This window comes from Streptomyces anulatus (assembly GCF_014650675.1).
In the GTDB taxonomy this organism is placed as follows: domain Bacteria; phylum Actinomycetota; class Actinomycetes; order Streptomycetales; family Streptomycetaceae; genus Streptomyces; species Streptomyces anulatus.
Window position 1 is genome coordinate 19,512 of sequence record NZ_BMVK01000021.1, and the last position, 20,568, is coordinate 40,079.

The 20,568-nt window shown below is 72.5% G+C and carries 19 protein-coding genes; 7 read left to right on the forward strand and 12 right to left on the reverse strand.

Annotated elements, in window-relative coordinates; translation table 11 throughout:
• Position 1: 1 nt before the first annotated feature.
• Together IE272_RS34115 and IE272_RS34120 are read right to left on the reverse strand one after the other, a co-directional pair.
• Entirely contained in the window at positions 2–910 is a 909-nt protein-coding gene (locus tag IE272_RS34115; RefSeq protein ID WP_190009544.1) for an Fpg/Nei family DNA glycosylase, read from the reverse strand.
• A gap of 258 nt (positions 911–1,168) precedes the next feature.
• Positions 1,169–5,854 (reverse strand): Lhr family ATP-dependent helicase, encoded by a 4,686-nt coding sequence (locus IE272_RS34120; RefSeq protein WP_190009546.1) that lies wholly within the window; start codon positions 5,852–5,854, stop codon positions 1,169–1,171.
• A gap of 102 nt (positions 5,855–5,956) precedes the next feature.
• Here IE272_RS34120 and IE272_RS34125 point away from each other — a divergent pair, with 102 nt between their 5' ends.
• The 3 genes from IE272_RS34125 to IE272_RS34135 all read left to right on the forward strand — a co-directional run bounded on the left by IE272_RS34125 (position 5,957) and on the right by IE272_RS34135 (position 8,007).
• Entirely contained in the window at positions 5,957–6,805 is an 849-nt protein-coding gene (locus tag IE272_RS34125; RefSeq protein WP_190009548.1) for an AraC family transcriptional regulator, read from the forward strand.
• 75 nt (positions 6,806–6,880) lie between these two features.
• Complete coding sequence (locus IE272_RS34130) at positions 6,881–7,705, forward strand: AzlC family ABC transporter permease (RefSeq protein ID WP_190009550.1); 825 nt, start codon at positions 6,881–6,883, stop codon at positions 7,703–7,705.
• Positions 7,702–8,007 carry an AzlD domain-containing protein gene (locus tag IE272_RS34135; RefSeq protein WP_003965829.1) on the forward strand — a complete coding sequence of 102 codons (306 nt, stop codon included), beginning with the start codon at positions 7,702–7,704 and terminating at the stop codon, positions 8,005–8,007. The genes IE272_RS34130 and IE272_RS34135 overlap by 4 nt, the downstream gene beginning before the upstream one ends.
• Positions 8,008–8,058: 51 nt before the next feature.
• Here IE272_RS34135 and IE272_RS34140 read toward each other — a convergent pair whose 3' ends face one another.
• Complete coding sequence (locus IE272_RS34140) at positions 8,059–8,973, reverse strand: hypothetical protein (protein WP_056698942.1); 915 nt, start codon at positions 8,971–8,973, stop codon at positions 8,059–8,061.
• Between the two features lie 79 nt (positions 8,974–9,052).
• Between IE272_RS34140 and IE272_RS34145 the strand changes: the two genes are divergently transcribed.
• Both IE272_RS34145 and IE272_RS34150 read left to right on the forward strand, forming a co-directional pair.
• Complete coding sequence (locus IE272_RS34145) at positions 9,053–9,247, forward strand: DUF3046 domain-containing protein (RefSeq protein ID WP_007458769.1); 195 nt, start codon at positions 9,053–9,055, stop codon at positions 9,245–9,247.
• Between the two features lie 319 nt (positions 9,248–9,566).
• Positions 9,567–10,733, forward strand: coding sequence for an AI-2E family transporter (locus IE272_RS34150; RefSeq protein ID WP_190009607.1), 1,167 nt, complete (start codon positions 9,567–9,569; stop codon positions 10,731–10,733).
• Here IE272_RS34150 and IE272_RS34155 read toward each other — a convergent pair.
• Entirely contained in the window at positions 10,724–11,608 is an 885-nt protein-coding gene (locus tag IE272_RS34155; protein WP_078961332.1) for an SDR family oxidoreductase, read from the reverse strand. The two genes, IE272_RS34150 and IE272_RS34155, sit on opposite strands and share 10 nt — an antisense overlap.
• A gap of 319 nt (positions 11,609–11,927) precedes the next feature.
• Between IE272_RS34155 and recA the strand changes: the two genes are divergently transcribed.
• Complete coding sequence (gene recA / locus IE272_RS34160; protein WP_032794262.1) at positions 11,928–13,064, forward strand: recombinase RecA; 1,137 nt, start codon at positions 11,928–11,930, stop codon at positions 13,062–13,064.
• A gap of 3 nt (positions 13,065–13,067) precedes the next feature.
• Positions 13,068–13,796 carry a recombination regulator RecX gene (recX, locus tag IE272_RS34165; RefSeq protein WP_190009552.1) on the forward strand — a complete coding sequence of 243 codons (729 nt, stop codon included), beginning with the start codon at positions 13,068–13,070 and terminating at the stop codon, positions 13,794–13,796.
• A 96-nt stretch (positions 13,797–13,892) separates the two neighbouring features.
• On the opposite strand, the gene IE272_RS34170 is transcribed toward recX, so the two are convergent.
• The 8 genes from IE272_RS34170 to IE272_RS34200 all read right to left on the reverse strand — a co-directional run bounded on the left by IE272_RS34170 (position 13,893) and on the right by IE272_RS34200 (position 20,564).
• A complete protein-coding gene (locus IE272_RS34170) occupies positions 13,893–14,549 on the reverse strand; it encodes a DUF6197 family protein (protein ID WP_050360314.1) in 657 nt (218 codons plus the stop codon).
• Positions 14,550–14,747: 198 nt separating this feature from the next.
• Entirely contained in the window at positions 14,748–15,200 is a 453-nt protein-coding gene (locus tag IE272_RS34175; RefSeq protein WP_057666211.1) for a rhodanese-like domain-containing protein, read from the reverse strand.
• Positions 15,197–15,778 (reverse strand): cupin domain-containing protein, encoded by a 582-nt coding sequence (locus IE272_RS34180; RefSeq protein WP_050360312.1) that lies wholly within the window; start codon positions 15,776–15,778, stop codon positions 15,197–15,199. Before IE272_RS34180 ends, IE272_RS34175 begins: the two co-directional genes overlap by 4 nt.
• A gap of 73 nt (positions 15,779–15,851) precedes the next feature.
• A complete protein-coding gene (locus IE272_RS39385) occupies positions 15,852–15,938 on the reverse strand; it encodes a putative leader peptide (protein WP_311605579.1) in 87 nt (28 codons plus the stop codon).
• Between the two features lie 40 nt (positions 15,939–15,978).
• Complete coding sequence (locus IE272_RS34185) at positions 15,979–17,682, reverse strand: FAD-dependent monooxygenase (RefSeq protein ID WP_190009554.1); 1,704 nt, start codon at positions 17,680–17,682, stop codon at positions 15,979–15,981.
• A 176-nt stretch (positions 17,683–17,858) separates the two neighbouring features.
• Positions 17,859–18,800 carry an amino acid ABC transporter permease gene (locus tag IE272_RS34190; protein ID WP_050360307.1) on the reverse strand — a complete coding sequence of 314 codons (942 nt, stop codon included), beginning with the start codon at positions 18,798–18,800 and terminating at the stop codon, positions 17,859–17,861.
• Entirely contained in the window at positions 18,797–19,444 is a 648-nt protein-coding gene (locus IE272_RS34195) for an amino acid ABC transporter permease (protein ID WP_007458744.1), read from the reverse strand. Before IE272_RS34195 ends, IE272_RS34190 begins: the two co-directional genes overlap by 4 nt.
• A gap of 196 nt (positions 19,445–19,640) precedes the next feature.
• On the reverse strand, positions 19,641–20,564 hold the full coding sequence (locus tag IE272_RS34200) for a glutamate ABC transporter substrate-binding protein (protein ID WP_050360305.1): 924 nt from the start codon (positions 20,562–20,564) through the stop codon (positions 19,641–19,643).
• Positions 20,565–20,568: the final 4 nt, after the last annotated feature.

A 20,568-nucleotide genomic window follows, 5' to 3' on the forward strand; every position in this document is an offset into this window, starting at 1 on the left:
ACTAGGGGGTCGGCCCTGATTGGCAGCCGGGGCACCAGTAGGTGGGCCGGTCGTCCTGGTCGGCGAGACGGATCGGAGTGCCGCAGCGCAGACAGGGGCGACGGGCCCGCCCGTAGACGTACAGGCGCTCCTGTACGCGAACGGGTTGCGGGGCGCGTGGCCGGGCGGGGGCCCTCGCCGGGGCCGGTGTGGCGGCCGTGGCGCTCGGTGCGGGTGTGGAGCTGGGCGGACTCGGCGGGCCCGGTGGCGTGCGGAGTTCGGAGGTGATCGTCGTCGTACGGGTGGGCCGGTCGCGGTTGGCGTTCAGCAGGCGCTCGGCCAGGGTGACGAGCCGGGGGAGCGCGCCGTCGGGGAGGGCGCCCATGGGGAGCCAGGGGGTGACGCGGGCGAGGAAGCACAGCTCGCACTTGTAGACATTGCCGATGCCCGCCAGATTGCGCTGGTCCAGGAGCGCCTCGCCGAGGGGGCGCTCCGGTGCGGCGAGCAGCCGGTCCAGGGCCCGGCCGGGGTCCCAGTCTGGGCCCAGCAGATCCGGGCCCAGATGGCCCACGGCCCGGTCCTCCTCGCTGGTGCGCAGCAGCTCCAGCACCGGGAGCCGGTAGCCGACCGCGGTGTGCTCCGCGTTGGCGAGGATCGCGCGGATCTGGTGTCCCGGGCCGCCCCGCCAGCGTTCGTCCGGGGCGTACACCCGCCAGGCGCCGTCCATTCGGAGGTGGCTGTGCAGGGTCAGGCCGCCCTCGATGCGGGTCAGCAGGTGCTTGCCGCGCGCGGTGACGTCCAGGACGGTCCGGCCGGAGAGGTCGGCGGTGGCGAAACGGGGGACGCGCAGGTCCGACCGGGTCAGCACCTGCCCCGCCAGCGCCTCGTGCAGCCGGGTGGCGGTCTGGAGGACGGTGTCTCCTTCGGGCATGCCTCCATGATGGGCGCGCCGGGACGTTCGTGCGTCGATCCGGGTCCGCCGCCGGGCCCGGGCTACCACCGTCCCGGACCGCCACCGTCCCGGACCGCCACCGTCCCGGACCGCCGCCGTCCCGGACCGCCGCCGTCCCGTTCCACCGCCGGGCCGGGTGCCGTGGGTCGCGGGTCGGTGGCGTTCGCCGAGGGGAGGGGGCGTTCGCCGAGGTGCCCGTCCGGGCCGGGGCGGGCACCTCGGATCATCGGCCCTGGATCAGGCGCGCAGGCGCAGGCCTCGCGGGGTGGCGAGGAACCCGGCCGCCTCCAGCGTCCGGCCCAGCGGCGAGGTGAGGGAGGAGACGCCGTTCGTCCGCTCCACCGTCACCGTGCCCAGGGCGCCGGCGCGGGCCGAGGCGGCCAGGGCCTCGGCCGCCGCCCGCAGGGCCGGGGCCTCGGGGTCGGACGGCCAGGCCAGGAGGGTCTTCCCGCCCCGCTCCATGTAGAGCGTCAGCTCGCCGTCGACGAGGACCACCAGCGCCCCCGCCTTACGGCCCGGCTTGTGTCCGGCGCCGTCCGGGGGCTCGGGCCACGGCAGGGCCGCGCCGTACGCGTTGGCCGGGTCGGCCGCGGCCAGCACCAGAGCCTGGGGCGCGGTGCCCGGATCCCGGCGGTCGCGGGCCGTGGAGGCCGCCCGCAGGCGGTCCACCGCGCCGTCCATCGCGAACTGGGCGGCCCCCAGCCCTTCGACCACATAGCCGCGCCGCGCCTGCCCGTTGTCCTCGAAGGCGGCCAGGATGCGGTACGTCGCGGAGAAGCCGCCCTCCACCCCTTCGGCCTGCACCGCGCCGCGGGTCACCACGCCGTGCCGGTCGAGGAGGGTACGGGCCAGGGCGTGGGCACGGTGGGTCGGTTCCGGTTCGACCGGAGGCAGCAGGGACCAGCGGCCCGATACGGTCGGCGGGCCGGTCCGGGACGCGGGGCGGGCCGCTGCGGTGAGCGAGCCGTAGCGCCCGCGCGGGACGCTGCGCCGGGAGCGGTGGGCGGTGGAGCCCGCCGTCCGTCCCGAGCCCAGGAGCGAACGCAGCGGGGCCAGGGTGTCGTTGGTGAGCCGCCCGGACCAGGCCAGGTCCCACAGGGCGTCGGCCAGCTGCTGGTCCGTGCAGTCCGGGTGGGTGGTGGCCCGGACCTGGTCGGCGATCTGTCGGAAGAAGAGGCCGTACCCGCCGGAGAGCGTGGTGAGCGCGGACTCGTGGAGCGCCGACAGCTCCAGCGGATGCGGGGGAGGCAGGAGGAGCGGCGCGCTGTCGGCGAGGTAGAGGGAGACCCAGCCGTCCTTGCCGGGCAGCGCGCCCGCACCGGCCCAGACGACCTCGCCCGTGGTCGTCAGCTCGTCGAGCATCGCCGGGGCGTAGCCCATGACGCGGCTCGGCAGGATCAGCTTCTCCAGTGCCGACGCGGGAACGGGTGCGCCCTGAAGCTGCTCGACGGCGCGGGCCAGCCCGTCGATGCCCCGCAGGCCGTTGGAGCCGAAGTGCTGCCACTGGGGGAGGAAGGAGGCGAGGGCCGCGGGCGGCACCGGCTCCAGCTCCTGGCGGAGCGCCGCCAGCGAACGACGGCGGAGCCGGCGCAGCACCGTGGCGTCGCACCATTCCTGGCCGATGCCCGCCGGGTGGAACTCGCCCTGGACGGTCCTGCCGGAGGCCGACAGCCGTTGCAGCGCCCCGTCGGTGACGGCGGTGCCGAGCCCGAAGCGCTCGGCGGCCCTCGCGGCGGTGAACGGGCCGTGGGTCCGCGCGAAGCGGGCGAGGAGGTCGCCGAGCGGGTCCTTCACCGGCTCGGTGAACGCCTCGGGAACGCCGACGGGAAGCGCGGTGCCCAGGGCGTCGCGCAGCCGGCCCGCGTCCTCGATCGCCGCCCAGTGATCGGCGCCGGCGATCCGGACCTGGACAGCCCGGCGGGCCGAGGCCAGCTCCGGCGCCCAGGACGGCTCGGCGCCCCGCTCTGCCAGCTCGGCGTCGGTGAGGGGGCCCAGGACGCGCAGGAGGTCGGCGACCCCCTCGACGTCCTTGATCCGCCGGTCCTCGGTGAGCCACTGCAGCTCCCGCTCCAGCTCGGTGAGGACCTCGGGGTCGAGCAGTTCGCGCAGCTCCGCCTGGCCCAGCAGCTCGGCGAGCAGATGGGAGTCCAGGGAGAGGGCGGCGGCGCGCCGTTCGGCGAGCGGCGAGTCGCCCTCGTACAGGAACTGGGCCACGTAACCGAAGAGGAGCGAGCGGGCGAACGGCGAGGGCTCCTGGGTGGTCACCTCGACCAGCCGGACCCGGCGCGCCTCCAGGTCGCCCATCAGTTCCGTGAGTCCGGGGACGTCGAACACGTCCTGGAGGCATTCGCGGACAGCCTCCAGAACGATCGGGAACGAGCCGAACTCCGAGGCGACCTGGAGCAGCTGGGAGGCCCGCTGGCGCTGCTGCCAGAGCGGGGTGCGCTTGCCGGGGGAGCGCCGGGGCAGCAGCAGGGCGCGCGCGGCGCACTCCCGGAACCGGGCGGCGAACAGGGCTGATCCGCCCACCTGGTCGGTGACGATCTGCTGGACCTCGCCCTGGTCGAAGACGACGTCGGCGGCCGCCACCGGGGGCTGGTCGCTGTCGTACGCCACGGCTCCCGGCGCGGGTCCGCCGTTCCCGGCGTCCGGGGCCCCCGGGGCGTCGAAATCGAGCAGGTCCAGGCCCATCATGTCCGCGTCGGGCAGCCGCAGCACGATCCCGTCGTCGGCGTGCATGACCTGGGCGTCCATCCCGTAGCGCTCACCGAGTCGGGCGGAGAGGGCGAGCGCCCAGGGGGCGTGCACCTGGGCGCCGAAGGGGGAGTGCACGACGACCCGCCAGTCGCCCAGCTCGTCCCGGAACCGCTCGACCAGGATCGTCCGGTCGTCCGGGACGTGGCCGCAGGCCCGGCGCTGCTCGTCCAGGTAGGCCAGGATGTTGTCCGCCGCCCAGGCGTCGAGCCCCGCGGCCAGCAGGCGCAGCCGGGCGTCCTCGTCGGAGAGCCCGCCGATCTCGCGGAGGAACGCACCCAGGGCCCGCCCGAGCTCCAGGGGGCGGCCCAGCTGGTCGCCCTTCCAGAACGGCAGCCGGCCCGGGACGCCCGGGGCGGGCGAGACGAGGACCCGGTCCCGGGTGATGTCCTCGATCCGCCAGGACGTGGTGCCCAGGGTGAAGACGTCGCCGACGCGGGACTCGTAGACCATCTCCTCGTCCAGCTCGCCGACCCGGCCGCCGCCCTTCTTCGGGTCGGCCCCGGCGAGGAAGACCCCGAAGAGTCCCCGGTCGGGAATGGTGCCGCCCGAGGTGACGGCGAGCCGCTGCGCGCCGGGGCGGCCCGTGACCGTACCCCCGACGCGGTCCCACACCACCCGGGGGCGCAGCTCCGCGAAGGCGTCGGAGGGATAGCGTCCGGCGAGCATGTCGAGCACCGCGGTGAACGCCGACTCGGGGAGCGAGGCGAACGGGGCGGCCCGCCGCACCAGGGACAGCAGATCGTCGGCCTGCCAGCTGTCCAGGGCCACCATGGCGACGAGCTGCTGTGCCAGGACGTCCAGTGGGTTGGACGGGACGCGGAGCGCCTCGATGGCCCCCTGGCGCATCCGCTCGGTGACCACGGCGGCCTGCACCAGATCGCCCCGGTACTTCGGGAAGACCACCCCGGTGGAGACCGCGCCCACCTGGTGTCCGGCCCGGCCCACCCGCTGCAGGCCGGAGGCGACGGAGGGCGGGGACTCCACCTGGATCACCAGGTCGACCGCGCCCATGTCGATGCCCAGCTCCAGGCTGGAGGTGGCCACCACGGCGGGGAGCCGGCCCGCCTTGAGGTCCTCCTCGACCTGGGCCCGCTGCTCCTTGGAGACCGAGCCGTGGTGGGCGCGGGCCAGCAGGGCGGGAGCACCCCTGCCCGCGCCGGACTGGGCCATGACCTCGGCGGGAGCGTGCGCCTCCGGGAGGGCGGGGGCCGGGTTGTCGGGGTCGAACGCGGTGCCGGTCGCCCGCTCGTACGCGATCTCGTTCAGCCGGTTGCACAGGCGCTCCGCCAGCCGCCGGGAGTTGGCGAAGACGATGGTGGAGCGGTGCGACTGCACGAGATCGGCGATGCGCTCCTCGACATGCGGCCAGATCGAGGGCTTGTCCGCCTGGCCGGAATCACCGTCCGTGGCGGGCGAGCCCCCCAGCTCGCCCAGATCCTCGACCGGGACGACGACCGAGAGGTCGAACTCCTTGGTGGAACGGGGCTGGACGATCTCCACCTTGCGCTGCGGGGACAGGAAGCGGGCCACCTCGTCGACCGGCCGGACCGTCGCGGACAGGCCGATGCGCCGGGCGGGACGCGTCAGCAGTTCGTCGAGACGCTCCAGGGACAGGGCGAGATGGGCGCCGCGTTTCGTCCCGGCGACCGCGTGCACCTCGTCGAGGATCACCGTCTCGACGCCGGCCAGCGCGTCCCGGGCGGAGGACGTCAGCATCAGGAACAGCGACTCGGGCGTGGTGATCAGAATGTCCGGCGGCCTGGTCACCATGGAACGCCGCTCGGCGGGCGGGGTGTCCCCGGACCGGATGCCGACCCGCACCTCCGGCTCCGGCAGGCCCAGGCGCACCGACTCCTGGCGGATGCCGGTCAGCGGCGAGCGGAGGTTGCGCTCGACATCGACCGCGAGGGCCTTGAGCGGGGACACGTACAGCACGCGGCAGCGCTTCTTCGCGTCGGCGGGCGGCGGCTCGGCCGCCAGCCGGTCCAGCGAGGCGAGGAAGGCGGCCAGCGTCTTACCGGAACCGGTCGGCGCGACGACCAGGACGTCGCTGCCCTCGCCGATGGCCCGCCAGGCGCCCTCCTGCGCCGCGGTGGGCGCGCTGAAGGCCCCGGCGAACCAGCTGCGGGTCGCGGGCGAGAACGCTTCGAGCGCGGATCCGGTCATGCTCCCCATCGTGCACCCCGGCACTGACAACGGGCCGGTGACACCGCCCGCGGTGGCCGGCTCAGCCGGTGGCGCACGACCGGGACCTGCGAGAATGGCCCCATGACGGGAGCGGACGGCACGGAGGAATGGGCACGGCACTGGCAGTACGCCGCGCTGCCCGACCTCGATCTGCTGCGCGCCCGGTACGTCCGCCACACCTTCCCCCGGCACAGCCACGAGGGCTATGTCTTCGGCGCCGTCACCGGTGGGGTGGAGGACGTGGGGCTGCCGGGCGGCACGGTCCACGCCCTCCCCGGAACCGTCGTCATGATCAACCCGGAGGTGCCGCACACCGCCCGCTCCGGGGCGCCCGAGGGCTGGGCGTACGCCACGCTCTACCCGTCGGCCCAGGTCGTCAACGACATCGCGGCCGAGGTGACGTCCCTGCGCGGCACGGTCGGCTTCGCCGAGACCCGGGTGACCGACCCCCACGCCTCCCACCTGATCACCGAGGTGCACCGGGCGGCGGAGGAGGGCAACGCGCTGGCCGCCGACAGCCTGCTGCGGGTCCTGGTCACCCGGCTCCTCAGCCGGCACGGCAGCCCGTTGCCCGGACTGGCCGCGCACGCCGGGGGTGCCCGGAACGCCGTGCGCGCCCGCGCCGCGCTGGAGGAGCGCATGGCCGCGCCGCCCACGCTGGAGACGCTCGCCGCCGAGCTGGGCACCGGTCCGTTCGCGCTGCTGAGAGCCTTCAAGAAGGAGTACGGGATGCCGCCCCACACGTGGCTCACCGATGCCCGGGTGCGCAGGGCCCGCCGGATGCTCGACGCCGGTGTCGCGCCCGCCGAGGCCGCGACCGCCGTCGGCTTCACGGACCAGCCGCACCTCAATCGCCATTTCACCCGGATCGTCGGTGTGCCGCCCGGGGCCTACCAGCGCGAGCGCGGAGTGCCGCGGTCGGACCGGTGAGGGTGCGAGACCGTACCGGCGGGTGCGCAAGAACGTACAAGACCCGGACCGAACGATCCCCGTAGCGTGCCGGGCGTGGCAGAACAGACAGCACCCCCAGAGAGCACTGGCCCGCCCGGCGCCGTCTCCGCCGGTCCGCCCGGCCCGGCGGCCGAGGCCCGGCCGGACAAGCCGGACGCGGCCGTCGTCCGGGACGCGCTCGGCGTCGGCATCGCCGTCGGCCTCTCCGGCTTCGCCTTCGGCGTCACCTCCGCCGGCTCCGGCCTCAGCCTGTTGCAGACCTGCGTCCTGAGTCTTCTCGTCTTCACCGGCGCCTCGCAGTTCGCCCTGGTCGGCGCGCTGGCCGCGGGCGGCAACCCGTACACCGCGGCGGCCGGGGCGTTCTTCCTGGGCGTCCGGAACGCGTTCTACGGTCTGCGGCTCTCCCAGCTGCTCGCCCTTCCCCGTGCGGTACGCCCCTTCGCCGCCCACTGGGTCATCGACGAGACGACCGCGGTCACCCTGCCGCAGCCCACCCGGCGGGCCGCGCGCATCGGCTTCACGGTCACCGGACTCACCCTGTACGTGCTGTGGAACCTCACCACCCTGGTGGGCGCCCTGGGCGCCGAGGCGCTGGGCGACACCGACGCGTGGGGCCTGGACGCGGCGAGTCCCGCGGTGTTCCTCGCGCTGCTCGCGCCGATGCTCAAGAGCACCACCGAACGTGTCACGGCGGGGCTGGCCGTCCTGCTGGCCCTGACGCTGCTGCCCGTACTGCCGGCGGGTGTCCCCGTCCTGCTGTCGGCGCTCGCGGCGCCCGTCGTCCTCTTCCTCATGGGGCGGACGAAGCGGGGACCGAACGCCGGAAACGCCGCGGACGGCTCGGCGACACAGCGGAAGAAGGGTGAGCGGCGCTCATGAACGTCTGGATTGCCATCGGACTGACCGTGGCGGGCTGCTACCTCGCCAAACTCCTGGGCCTGCTGGTGCCCGCGGGCGTGCTGGAGCGACCGCTCGTCCAGCGGATGGCCGCCCTGCTGCCCGTGGCGCTGCTGGCGGCTCTCACCGCGCAGCAGACCTTCGGCGACGGCCAGCAGCTCGTCCTCGACGCCCGTGCCGCCGGTCTCGGAGCGGCGGCACTCGCCCTGGTCCTTCGCGCTCCCTTCCTGGTCGTCGTCGGCGCGGGCGTTCTGGTCACGGCGGGCGTACGCGCGCTGGCCTGAGAATCGGGTACCTGGCGGCGCAGCCGCGGGGTGGGCCCGCCGGATACGCGGTCAGCCCAGCGGACGACCGTACGAGCGGAGCGTCCCCAAGGCCCTGAGCGTCACCAGGGGGCGCCCCTCCAGCGCGGTTCCCGGTGCCCACTGACGCCAGGTCACGGGCCATCCGCCGTCGTCCTGCTGCTCGGCGGCCAGGTGGTCGAGCGAGCGCTCCAGCTCCTCGTCCGTGAACCAGCGGCGGGCCAGGGATCCGGGTGTACGGGCGTAGTCGTGCGGGAAGTGGTGCTCGCCCGGTGCGTAGCCCGTCGCCACCGGGTACTCCGCCCGTCTGGAGGGATCGAGCACCGCGAGGCGTTGTTCGCGCACCAGACGGCCGAGCCGGTCGGCCGCCGCCTCGGCGCGGGCCCGGTCGGGGGCGCCGTCCAGGAAGGCGACCGCGGCCTCGACCTCGTAGGGATGGGACTGCTCCAGAGCCTCGACGGCACTCCAGCAGAAGTCCGTCGCCCGGAACAGCCAGGCGTGCCATACCTGATTGCCGTGCAGCAGCCCGACGACCGGGCCGGTCGCGAGCAGCTCCGCCGGCGGGTTGTCCACGATCGGAATGAACGGTGCCGCGGGATAGCCGCGCTGCGTGGGAAGCAGGGCGGGCAATGCGCCTTCTTTGGTTGACACATCGGTCAGATAGCGACAGATCCGTTCGACGCGCTGTCCGTCGCAGCGGCCGATCGAATCAAGAACGCTCAGCGCGTGGGCGGTGTGCAACGGCTGGCTGACCGGACCCCGGAGGTCGGGTTCCAGCGCGTGACCGTAGCCGCCGTCCTCGTTCAGATAGGCGGAGAGGGCCGTCTCGACGGTGTCGGGATCTCCGCCCAGGAAGCCATGCGCGAACCTCCGCTGTTCGAGGACTCGGGCCGTGAGCCAGATGAACTGCTCGGCGCGGGCGAGGGTGTTTGCTCCGGTTCCAGCCATGGACCGACCGTAGAGGGGAAAGAAGCCCGGCAGGTGCCGGGCGGACCGGCTGCACTCTCAGGAGCGGGATACTGGTGGCATGCGGTTGACGATTTTCTGGGAGCGGATGGCCGACCACTTCGGTGCGGCGTACGCGGACTCCTTCGCCCGTGACCATGTGATGGCCGAACTCGGCGGCCGCACGGTGCACCAGGCCCTGGACGCGGGCTGGGACGCCAAGGACGTCTGGCGCCGGGTCTGCACGGCCATGGACGTCCCGGCCGACAAGCGTTGAAGCCCGTGCGTGTACCGGCGGACGGGCACTGAAGCCGTGCGCGTACTGGCGGACGGGCACTGAAGCCGTGCGCGTACTGGCGGACGGGAGCTGAACCCGTGCGCGTCCGGTGGACAACGGCTGAACGCCGCTGATCCCGTTCGGGGCGGGAACGGGACCGGAAGGGGCGACTCGGGGCGGGGGGCCGGTGGCCGGCGGCATAGGCCAGACTTGTCCCGTGTCATCGACAGACGAGACCGCCCCGGCCCAGCCGTCCGCCGCCCCGCCCGCCCCGCCGGCCGCGCCACCCGCGCCGCCCTCCGGCGCCGGTGGGGTCCGCATGCCCGGCTGGCTGCCGCGCGCGATGGCGCTGGCCCTGGCGCTCTACGCCTGCTTCCAGCTCGGCAGCTGGGCGTTCGACCAGCTCATCGGGCTGCTGACGAACGTGTTGATCGCGTTCTTCCTCGCGCTCGCCATCGAGCCCGCGGTCGGCCGGATGGCGGGTCGCGGCATGCGCCGAGGGCTGGCCACGTTCCTCGTCTTCCTCGGCCTGATGATCTTCGGCGTCGGATTCGTGGTGCTGTTGGGGTCGATGCTCGCGGGCCAGATCGTCGACATGGTCGACGAGTTCCCCAAGTACATCGACTCGGTGATCAACTGGGTAAACCAGACCTTCCACACCGAACTCTCCCGGGTCGAGGTCCAGGACAGCCTGCTGCACTCCGACTGGCTGCAGAAGTACGTCCAGAACAGCGCCACCGGAGTGCTCGACGTCTCCACGACGGTCCTCGGCGGGCTGTTCCGGCTGTTGACGATCTTCCTGTTCTCCTTCTACTTCGCGGCCGACGGTCCCCGGCTCCGCCGCGCCCTGTGCTCCGTCCTGCCGCCGGCCCGGCAGACCGAGGTGCTGCGCGCCTGGGAGATCGCGGTCGACAAGACCGGCGGATACATCTACTCGCGCGGTCTGATGGCGTTGATCTCCGGTGCCGCGCACTACGTCCTGCTGGTGATCCTCGGGGTGCCCTACGCCCCGGCACTCGCCGTCTGGGTCGGACTCGTCTCGCAGTTCATCCCCACCATCGGCACGTATCTCGCGGGCGCGCTGCCCATGCTGATCGCCTTCACGGTCGATCCCTGGTACGCGCTGTGGGTGCTCGGGTTCGTCGTGATCTACCAACAGTTCGAGAACTACGTGCTCCAGCCCAAGCTGACCGCGAAGACCGTCGACATCCACCCCGCGGTCGCCTTCGGGTCGGTCATCGCCGGCACGGCCCTGCTCGGCGCGGTCGGCGCGCTGGTCGCCATTCCCGCCATCGCCACGCTCCAGGCGTTCCTCGGCGCCTATGTGAAGCGGTACGACGTCACCGACGACCCACGCGTGCACGGGGGGAGCAGCCGAGCGCCCGGGAGGCCGTTGCCGTCACGGATACGGCGTCTGGTGAACGGCCCCCGGGCCGCCGGACGCGGCGGCACGGAGGGCACGCCGGACGGGCCGCCTCAGCGGTAGCCCGTCACGTCGGCAGGCAGGCCCGGGTCCTGGACCTCGGTCAGATACCGCCAGGCGTCGGGCCTGCTCCCGTCCACGTCGGTGAATCCGTACACCTGGGCGAGCTGCCCGCTGGAGAGCGCCCTGCCGTTCCAGCGGGCGACCTCGGGGTCGCCGGCGAGTGCGGACACAGCGCGGCCGACGTACGCGGGGGACTCGGAGATCGCGAAGTGGGGCGCGTGCGCGACTGCGTCCCGCCAGGTGGTCTCGGTCACTCCGTGGGCCTGGAGCATGGCCTCGGAGCGGAGCCATCCCGGTGTGAGAGCCACGGCCGTCGCGTGGTGCGGTGCGAGTTCATGGCCGAGGGCGAAGGCCATCCGGTTCACCGCTGCCTTGGCCAGGTCGTAGAAGAACGAGACGCGGTAGTGGGACGCGTTGTACTCGTCCGTCCCGTCGGTCATCTCGACGACCAGGCCGCCCGGTGTCTCGATCAGCAGCGGCAGCGCGAAGTGACTGGTGATGGCGTGGGTGTCGACGGCCAGCCGCAGGGTGTGCAGCCCGGTGTCGAGCGACGACTCCCACACCGGCTTGTCCCACTCGATCTCGGCGCCCCAGATGTCGTTCACCAGGATGTGCAGGGCGCCCTGCTCGCTCGCGATGCGGGCCACGAGCGCCCTGACCCGGTCGGGGACCAGATGGTCGACCTGGACGGCGATGCCCCGTCCGCCCGCCGCGTCGACCAGGGCCGCGGTCTCCTCGATCGTTTCGGGACGGTCCATCTCGGAGCGCTCGGAACCGCTCGTGCGGCCGGTCACGTACACGGTCGCCCCGGCGGCGCCGAGCTGGACGGCGATGCCTCTCCCGGCCCCGCGGGTGCCTCCGGCGACGAGTGCCACGCGGCCGGCCAGATCGGATCCGGGGGCCTGCCCTCCGGAGGGTGCTCCAGGCTCCGCAATCGCTCCCATATCGATCGAATATAGGGCGATACGCTCAGGTGTGCAGGCGCGACCGCGTTCGGTCGAGGGGTGGCCGCGGGGTGCGTGGTGCGCTTGACACAGAAATCGAACATCCATTCTGATGGAATTCTGGCCGGGTTTTCCCGGGCCCGGCCGTGGAGTTGTCCACAGGCAGGGAGGACGTCGAGGCCCATTGTCAGTGGCAGGGGTTAGCGTCTGAGACGTGAAGCGATCGACTCAAGCAAATCGGGTGGAACCCATGGCAGGTAACGACCGCGAGAAGGCGCTGGACGCCGCACTCGCACAGATTGAACGGCAGTTCGGCAAGGGTGCGGTGATGCGCCTGGGCGAGCGACCGAACGAGCCCATCGAGGTCATCCCCACGGGATCGACCGCGCTGGACGTCGCACTGGGCGTCGGCGGTCTGCCGCGCGGCCGTGTGGTGGAGGTGTACGGGCCGGAGTCCTCCGGTAAGACGACGCTGACGCTGCACGCGGTGGCGAACGCGCAGAAGCTCGGCGGCTCGGTGGCGTTCATCGACGCCGAGCACGCGCTGGACCCGGAGTACGCGAAGAAGCTCGGCGTCGACATCGACAACCTCATCCTGTCCCAGCCGGACAACGGTGAGCAGGCGCTGGAGATCGTCGACATGCTGGTGCGCTCCGGCGCGCTGGACCTGATCGTCATCGACTCCGTGGCGGCCCTGGTGCCCCGTGCGGAGATCGAGGGCGAGATGGGCGACTCGCACGTGGGTCTCCAGGCCCGTCTGATGAGCCAAGCCCTCCGCAAGATCACCAGTGCGCTCAACCAGTCCAAGACCACCGCGATCTTCATCAACCAGCTCCGCGAGAAGATCGGCGTGATGTTCGGCTCCCCGGAGACCACCACCGGTGGCCGGGCGCTGAAGTTCTACGCCTCGGTGCGCCTCGACATCCGCCGGATCGAGACGCTCAAGGACGGCACCGACGCCGTCGGCAACCGCACCCGCGTCAAGGTCGTCAAGAACAAGGTCGCCCCGCCGTTCAAGCAGGCGGAGTTCGACATCCTCTACGGCCAGGGCATCAGCCGCGAGGGCGGTCTGATCGACATGGGCGTGGACCACGGCTTCGTCCGCAAGGCCGGCGCCTGGTACACGTACGAGGGCGATCAGCTCGGCCAGGGCAAGGAGAACGCCCGCAACTTCCTCAAGGACAACCCCGACCTCGCCAACGAGATCGAGAAGAAGATCCTGGAGAAGCTGGGGATCGGTGTCCGTCCGGACGCCGCTACGGGCGAGCCGGCAGCGGACGCCGCTGCGACAGCGGCTGCGGCACCGGCGGCCGACGGGGCGGCGAAGCCGGCGACCACCGCGGCGGCCAAGGCCAAGCCGGCCAAGACCGCGGCGGCCAAGAGCTAGGCCGTGACACGTCGTACGGAGTGGTCGGGCAGCCCTGCCGAGCCCGGCGGCGACCCTGAATCCGGCTACGGGCCCGCCGAGCCGGAGGCGGGTGCCGGGGCGCGGCCCGGGCGCCGCTCACGCGGTGGAGCGGGCGCCGGGAGCGGATTCGGCGAAGGGGCGGGCCGCCGTGCCCGCTCCGGCACCAGAAGCAGCGGCTCCCCCTCCTCGTCGAGGGCCGAGAAGGGGGAGCCGCGTGACCCGGTCGAGCAGGCGCGCAACATCTGCCTGCGGCTGCTCACCGGGACGCCGCGAACGCGCAAACAGCTCGCGGACGCCCTGCGCAAGCGGGAGATCCCGGACGAGGCGGCCGAGGAAGTGCTTGCGCGCTTCGTGGACGTCGGGCTGATCGACGATGCGGCGTTCGCCGGGGCATGGGTGGAGTCCCGGCACCACGGCCGGGGGCTCGCGCGCCGCGCCCTCGTCCGTGAGCTGCGGACGAAGGGCGTGGAATCCGCCGTGATCGACGAGGCGGTCGGTCAGCTCGACCCGGATCAGGAGGAGGAGACGGCGCGCGAGCTCGTGGCCCGCAAGCTCCGCTCCACGCGGGGCCTGGACCGGGACAAGCGGCTGCGTCGCCTGGCGGGGATGCTCGCACGCAAGGGATACGGGGAGGGCATGGCCCTGCGAGTGGTGCGTCAGGCGCTGGAGGAGGAGGGCGAGGACACGGAGGGCCTGGACGAGCCTTTCTGAAGTCGCGGGCCGGAGACCCGGAGATGTCGGCGGCCGACAGCCAGCGGCCACAGGCCGATGGCTAACGTCCGACGGCTAGCGGTCAGCGGTCCAAGGTCAGTGTCCCGCCAGGGACGCGCGGCGGATGGTGGCGTCGAAGAGGGCCAGGGCGTCCGCGGCGGTGCGGCCGGGATGGCGGTTCCAGGGGCCGATCAGCCCGGGCCACCCCTGCGCGCGCAGCTCCGTGATCAGCCAGGCGCCGGCCCGGTCCACGGTGTCGAGGGAGCCGTAGCCGAGGCGGTGCGCGGAGATGAGGGCGCCGCAGACGCAGCGTGCGCCACGGACGTTCCGCAGCCGGTACGGGGTGTTCTGCCAGCCCCACTCGGCCAGGATCTGCCGTGCGTAGCCGAGATGGGTCGAGGGGCGCAGATCGCCCTGCCCGACCCGCCGCCAGAGATGGACGCGGTCGGGCAGCATCGCGCCCAGCCGCCCGGGAAGCGGGCGCTCGTGCGGCGGTGCCGCGGGCAGTGTCCGCAGGGTGTCGTCGACGAGCCGGTCCACGGGGACGGACAGCAGGCTCCGCCAGTCGGAGTGCCCCGCGGACGGGGGACCCGAAGGTTCCGCAGGCCGTGCGGACGTCGGCTCCGCCGGGCTGAACGCGGGCTCGGGGACGGTGTGGTCCCAGCCCGTGACGATCTGCTGCCACGCCTGGGTGTCGTGCAGCCGGGAAGCCTGGCCGTCGAGCTGGTCGGGGGTGAGGACAGCGGTCGCCATAAGTGCGTCATCTCCGTACATTTCGACCCTCTGTGTGAGGCGAATGTCGGTCACGTACGGCGATTGCTCCAGTGGAACGTGGCGTTCGGGTGTGACATCCGAACGGACTGACGCCCGGCACCTGAGCTCAGGTGCCGGGCGTCAAGTGCCGGATGTTCAGATCCCGGGCGTCAGATCCCGGGCGTCAGATCCCGGACGTCAGATCCCGGGCGTCGGGTCGGGGGGTGTGACCGGGAGTCCTGCGGCGCGCCACGCCTGGAAGCCGCCGATCAGGTCGGTGGCCCGGTGCAGTCCCAGCTGCCGCAGCGAGGCGACCGCGAGACTGGAGGCGTATCCCTCGTTGCAGACGACGACGACCTGGAGGTCGTGGCCGACCGCTTCGGCGGCGCGGTGGCTGCCCCGGGGGTCGAGCCGCCATTCCAGTTCGTTGCGTTCGACGACCAGCGCGCCCGGGATCAGCCCGTCCCGGTCGCGGAGCGCCGCGTACCGGATGTCCACCAGCAGGGCCCCGGTCTCCGCCGCCGCGGCAGCCTCGGGCGGGCCGATCCGGTCGTAGCCGGCCCTGACCCGCTCCAGCAGTTCGTCGATGCCCAGGGGCGGCGGGGCGTCCGGCACGGTCTCGTCCCGGCTCGTGTTCCGGTCCTCGCTCACTGCCAGTCCTCCGGGCGTTCGGTCTGCTCCAGGCGGAGCACCGCACCGGTGCGGCTGAACCGGCGGATCCGCGGCAGGGGCGGGTAGTAGGCGTGGACGGAGACCGCGTGCGCGACCTCGGACTCGTTGAGGACCTCATGGACGTGGTTCTGCCCGAAGGCCCTGCCCTGACCGGTCGCCAACTCCCTCGACCGGTCCACCCCGTCCGTCAGCTCCAGCGTCTTCCAGCCGTCGGTGGGCAGCCGCACGGCCAGTGAGTGCTCCTTGAGGGCGCCGGCCGCGGTGGTGAACGCGCCGAACGAGTCGGCGTGATCGTGCCAGCCCGTGCCGGTGCCCGGCGGCCAGCCGATCAGCCATGCTTCGCTGCCGCCCGGTCCGTCGAGCCGGATCCAGGTGCGGCCCTCCGGATCGAGGGGGAGCGAGGCGATGAGCGCCTCGTCCCGGGCGGTGCTGCGGACGAAGTCCATCAGCTCCGCGACCGTCGGCGCGGTGGGGGAGGTTGCGGAGCCACCGGTGACGGGGGCCGAAGGGGAAGGAACAGCGGCAGCCGTGGGCACGGCGGAGCGAGGGGAAGACACGAGGACCGTCCTGAGAGTTCGCGCGGGGTTCCGGCCGTGCGGAAAGCGGCACGCGCCGGCAGAGGGAGGCGATTCAGCAGGACGGGCGACACACGCAGCCCGCGTAACGGACGAGGTCCATATGGACCCTCCGCCACAGGCGCACATCGGTGTCGGTCATGATCTGGAGTACACCACGCGCGCCCGTGACGGTCAATCGATCAGTTGAGCCCGGCGGTGCCGTCGGCGTGGACCCGCGCCCGGGACCGCTGCTGGGGTCCCGCGCCCCGCATCTCCGCGCCGTCACCCTGCTCCACGGGCTCCCGCGCTTCGCGGGGCGCACCGCCCAGAGCGGCCTGTGCCGCGGCGAACAGCTCGGCGGGCCGTACACCGCCGAAAGCCGCCACCAGGTGCCCGTCCGGCCTGACCAGCAGGACGGTGTGGGCCGATGCCCCCGGGTAGCTCTCGGTGACCAGCAGCTCCGTCGCCCCGGGCAGCGCCGCCACGGCCTCCGTGAGCCGGGGCATGACGCCTGCGGTCTGCCAGTGCCGCCGGTCCCAGACACCGGTCCCCGGCGCGACCAGGATCACCAGCGGGTGGCCCTGACCGAGCCGCTCCCGCAGACGCGCCGTCGTTCCGTCCGGCGCCGTCACCGTCACGTCGGCGACCGGCGCACCGGGGGGCGTACCGACGACGGTGTGCGCCTCGGTGTGCGGCGGCGAAAGGGGGGAGTGCGAGTACGAAGGGGGCGCACCCAGGGCTCCGCAGCCCAGATGGCCGTCGGAGAGCAGGGTGTCGTGGCCGCGTGCGGCGCCCGGGACCAGGGTCCGCAGACCGCCTCCGCCGCGCAGTATCGGCAGCGACTGGTCGGCGGCGCGCAGCCGTGCGGCCACCGCCGCCCGGCGCTCCGCCTGGTAGCTGTCGAGGAGGTGCTCGGCCGGGCCGTGGTGCCAGGCGTGGGCCAGCTTCCAGGCCAGGTTCTCGGCGTCCCGGACCCCCTCGTCCAGCCCCTGCGTGCCCACGGCGCCCAGCAAATGCGCCGCGTCCCCCGCCAGGAAGGCACGCTGCTTGCGCCAGCGCCGGGCGAGCCGGTGGTGGAGCGTGTGGACTCCGGTGTCCAGCAGTTCGTACGCCGGGGTCTCGCCGCACCAGCCGGCCAGGGTGTCCCGGATCCGGGTGATCAGAGCTTCGGGGGTGACCAGTTCGCCTCGCGGCGGCAGCAGCCAGTCCAGCCGCCAGACGCCGTCCGGCAGCGGCCGGGCGGAGACCTCGGCGCCCCCGGTCCGCCAGGGAGGCTGCCGGTGCAGAACGGCCTCGTCGGGCCAGGGCAGTTCGGCCCGGAGCGCGGCGACGGCATGCCGCTCCACCGCCGTACGGCCGGGGAACCGGATGTCCAGCAGTTTGCGCACGGTCGACCGGGCGCCGTCGCAGCCGACCAGATAACTCCCGCGCCACCAGGTCGAACCCGGCTCCCTGGTGTGCACCGTGATGCCGTCGGGGTCCTGCTCCAGCGTGTCGATCCGGCTCATCGGCACCCGCTGGACCAGCGGCGCCTTGTCCACCGCCGCACGCAGCGCGCCGCTCAGCGCATGCTGCGGAACATGGAGCGGTGCGGGAAGGAGCCCGGGGAGCGGGACCTCGTCCTCGTCCCTCCGGCCCCCGCTCAGCGGCACGTTCCGGACCAGCTGCTTCCGGCGCATCGAACGCCACCCGGCCCAGCGCAGCCCGACCCGGTCCAGCTCCCGGCAGCCGAGGCGGCCCAGCAGGTCGGCGGTGTCCTCGCGCAGCACGACCGTGCGGGCGGGACGGGGCTCCTCCGTGCCGGGGCCCTCGTCGAGAACGACCGAGGGGACGCCCTGGGCGGCGAGGGCCAGCGACAGCGTCAGGCCGACGGGCCCGGCGCCGACGACGATCACCGGGTCCACGGCGCGTACCCTCCGGCCCGTACGGTCATGCGGAACGTGGCATAGGAAGCCGGGTGCGTGATCACAGAACGTATGCAACCCACTGGTGGTGCTTGCGTCAAGTGACCGAGGCAGCGACGCGTGCGCCGCTGCCTCGAATGCTCCTGCTCGCCAGGGCCGGGAAGGGCCCGGGGCGGTCAGTCCTTCGTCACTCCGGTCCCACCGGCACCGCCGGCCGTCGGGCCTGCGCCCCCTGCGCCCCCCGCGTCCGGGCCGGGAACGGCCTCGACGGTGGGGATGCCGGCGGCCGGGGCGCCGGGCGCCACCTTGATGCCGGTCTTGGCGCGGCGGCCGCGCTTCTCGATCCACGTCGCCAGCGCCGAGAGCAGCAGGCACATCGCGATGTAGAGCGTGCCGATGACGACGATCGTCGAGACGTACGGGTACTGGCCGTTCACCTGCGTGTTGGAGGCGATCAGACGCGCGGTCTGGAGCAGCTCCGGGTACAGGATGATGAAGCCGAGCGAGGTGTCCTTGAGGGTCACCACGAGCTGACCGATGATCGTCGGCAGCATCGACCGGACGGCCTGCGGCATCAGGACGCTGACCATGACCTGCGTCTTGCTCATGCCCAGCGCGTACGCCGCCTCGCTCTGGCCCTTGGGCACCGAGTTGATGCCGGCCCGCAGCACCTCGGCCTGGACGCAGCCGTTGTAGACGGACAGACCCGCGGCCAGCGCCCACATCGAGTAGTCGGTGAGGAAGCCGACCCAGATGGCGTAGATGGTGATCAGCAGCGGGAGCGAGCGGAACAGCTCGATGAAGGTGGTCGCCGCCCAGCGGATCGGCTTGTGGTCGGAGAGGCGGCCCACCACCAGGACAACGCCCAGGACCAGCGAGCCGATCGCGGCAAGACCGAACGCCTTGAGCGTGGCGAGCAGGGCGTCGGCGATGTTCTGCCGGATGCCCGCGTAGTTGAAGATGTCCCACATCTCGGGGGCGAGGTGCCCCTTGTCCGCGAGCCGCATGATGCTGATCGCGATCAGCGCCGCGATGGCGAGGCTGCCGACGACCGCGTAGAGGCGGTTGCGGACGACGGCCTTGGGACCCGGGGCGTCGTAGAGAACGCTGGCGCTCATCGGGCGACCTCCATGCGACGCTCCAGCAGCCGGAAGAGGCCGCTGATGGTAAACGTGACGATCAGGTAGCCGATGGCCACCCAGATGAAGACGGGGACGATGTCGTAGCCCTTGTCGCTCATCAGCTTCTGCCAGCCGAACAGCTCGGCGACACTGAAGGCGCCGGCGATCGCGGAGTTCTTCGTCAGCGCGATGAAGATGCTGCTCAGCGGCGGGATCACGGTTCGGGTCGCCTGGGGGAGCACCACGATCTGCAGCGTCTGGGCGAACGTCATGCCGATGGAGCGTGCGGCCTCGGCCTGTCCCAGCGGCACGGTGTTGATACCGGAGCGGACCGCCTCGCACACGAACGAGGAGGTGTAGAAGCCGAGCGCCAGCGAGCCGAGCACGAACGGGCTCATCCCCGGGAAGAGGATCTCGGGCACGACGAAGAAGAAGATCAGGAAGAGCAGCGTCAGCGGGGTGTTGCGCATCAGCGTCACCCAGGCGGTGCCGAAGTACCGCAGCGGCGGCACCGGCGAGACCCGGAATCCGGCGATGAGCACACCGAGGACCAGGGCGATAACCGAGCTGACGGCGGTGATCGACACGGTTCCTATGAAGCCGTCGCGGAACTCTGGGAAATTGTCGAGCAGTACGTTCATGAGGTCTCCGCGTCGGCGGTCAGCGGCATCAGGGCAGGGGAAGGGGCGCCCCGTACGCCCGCCGTGCCCGGGGGAGCCGGGACGGCGGTGGCGTACGGGACGCCTGGGTCACTCGCGGGGCGTCGTGACGGGATGACGGGGTGCCGGCTCTCGGACGGCGGGCCGGAGCCCGCGGTCGGCCCGGGAGCCGACGGCGTCAGTAGCGCTCGATGGCCGGCGGCTCGACGTAGTCCGAACCGGACAGACCCAGCGTGGCCTCGTAGATCTTCTTGTACGTGCCGTCCTTGACGCGCTCCTCCAGCGACTTGCTGATGGCCTCGCGGAGCACCTTGTCGTCCTTGTTCAGGCCGACGCCGTAGGGCTCGTCGGTGAACGGGTCGCCGACGACCTTGAGCTTGCCGGAGTTGGCGGCCGCGTAGCCCTTGAGGATCGAGTCGTCCGTGGTGACGGCGTCGACCTGCTTGGTCAGCAGCTGCTGCACGCAGTCGGAGTACTTGGCCAGCTCGACGACGCTCGCGCCGTACTCGGGCTTCTTGATCTCCTGGAGCGGCGTGGAGCCGACGATCGAGCAGACCTTCTTGCCCTTCACCGTGTCCTTGCTGGTGATCGACTTCTCGTCCGAGCGCACCAGGAGGTCCGCGCCGGCCTTGTAGTACGGCCCGGCGAATCCGACCTGCTTCTTGCGCTCGTCGTTGATCGTGTACGTGCCGACGTAGTAGTCGACCTGGCCCTTGGAGATGGCCGTCTCACGGACGCCGGAGTCGACGGTCTTCCACTCGATCTGCTTGTCGGAGAAGCCGAGGTCGGCCGCGACCATCTTGGCGATCTCGATGTCGAAGCCCGAGCGCTCCTTGGTCGACTGGTCCTCGAAGCCGAGGTACGGCTGGTCGGCCTTGGCGCCGATGACGAGCTTGCCGCGCTCCTTGGCCTTCTTGAAGACCGGGGAGTCCAGGGCGACGTCCTTGGCCGCGGTGTACGTGGGCAGCGCGGGAGCCTCGGAGGAACCGGGCTTCGTGCCGCCCGGTTTGTCACCGGCGGAGCCCTCCTTGCCGCCACAGGCGGTCGCGGTCAGGGCGAGGACGGCGATGGCCGCGACAGCGGCGGACTGACGGAGCTTCATGTGA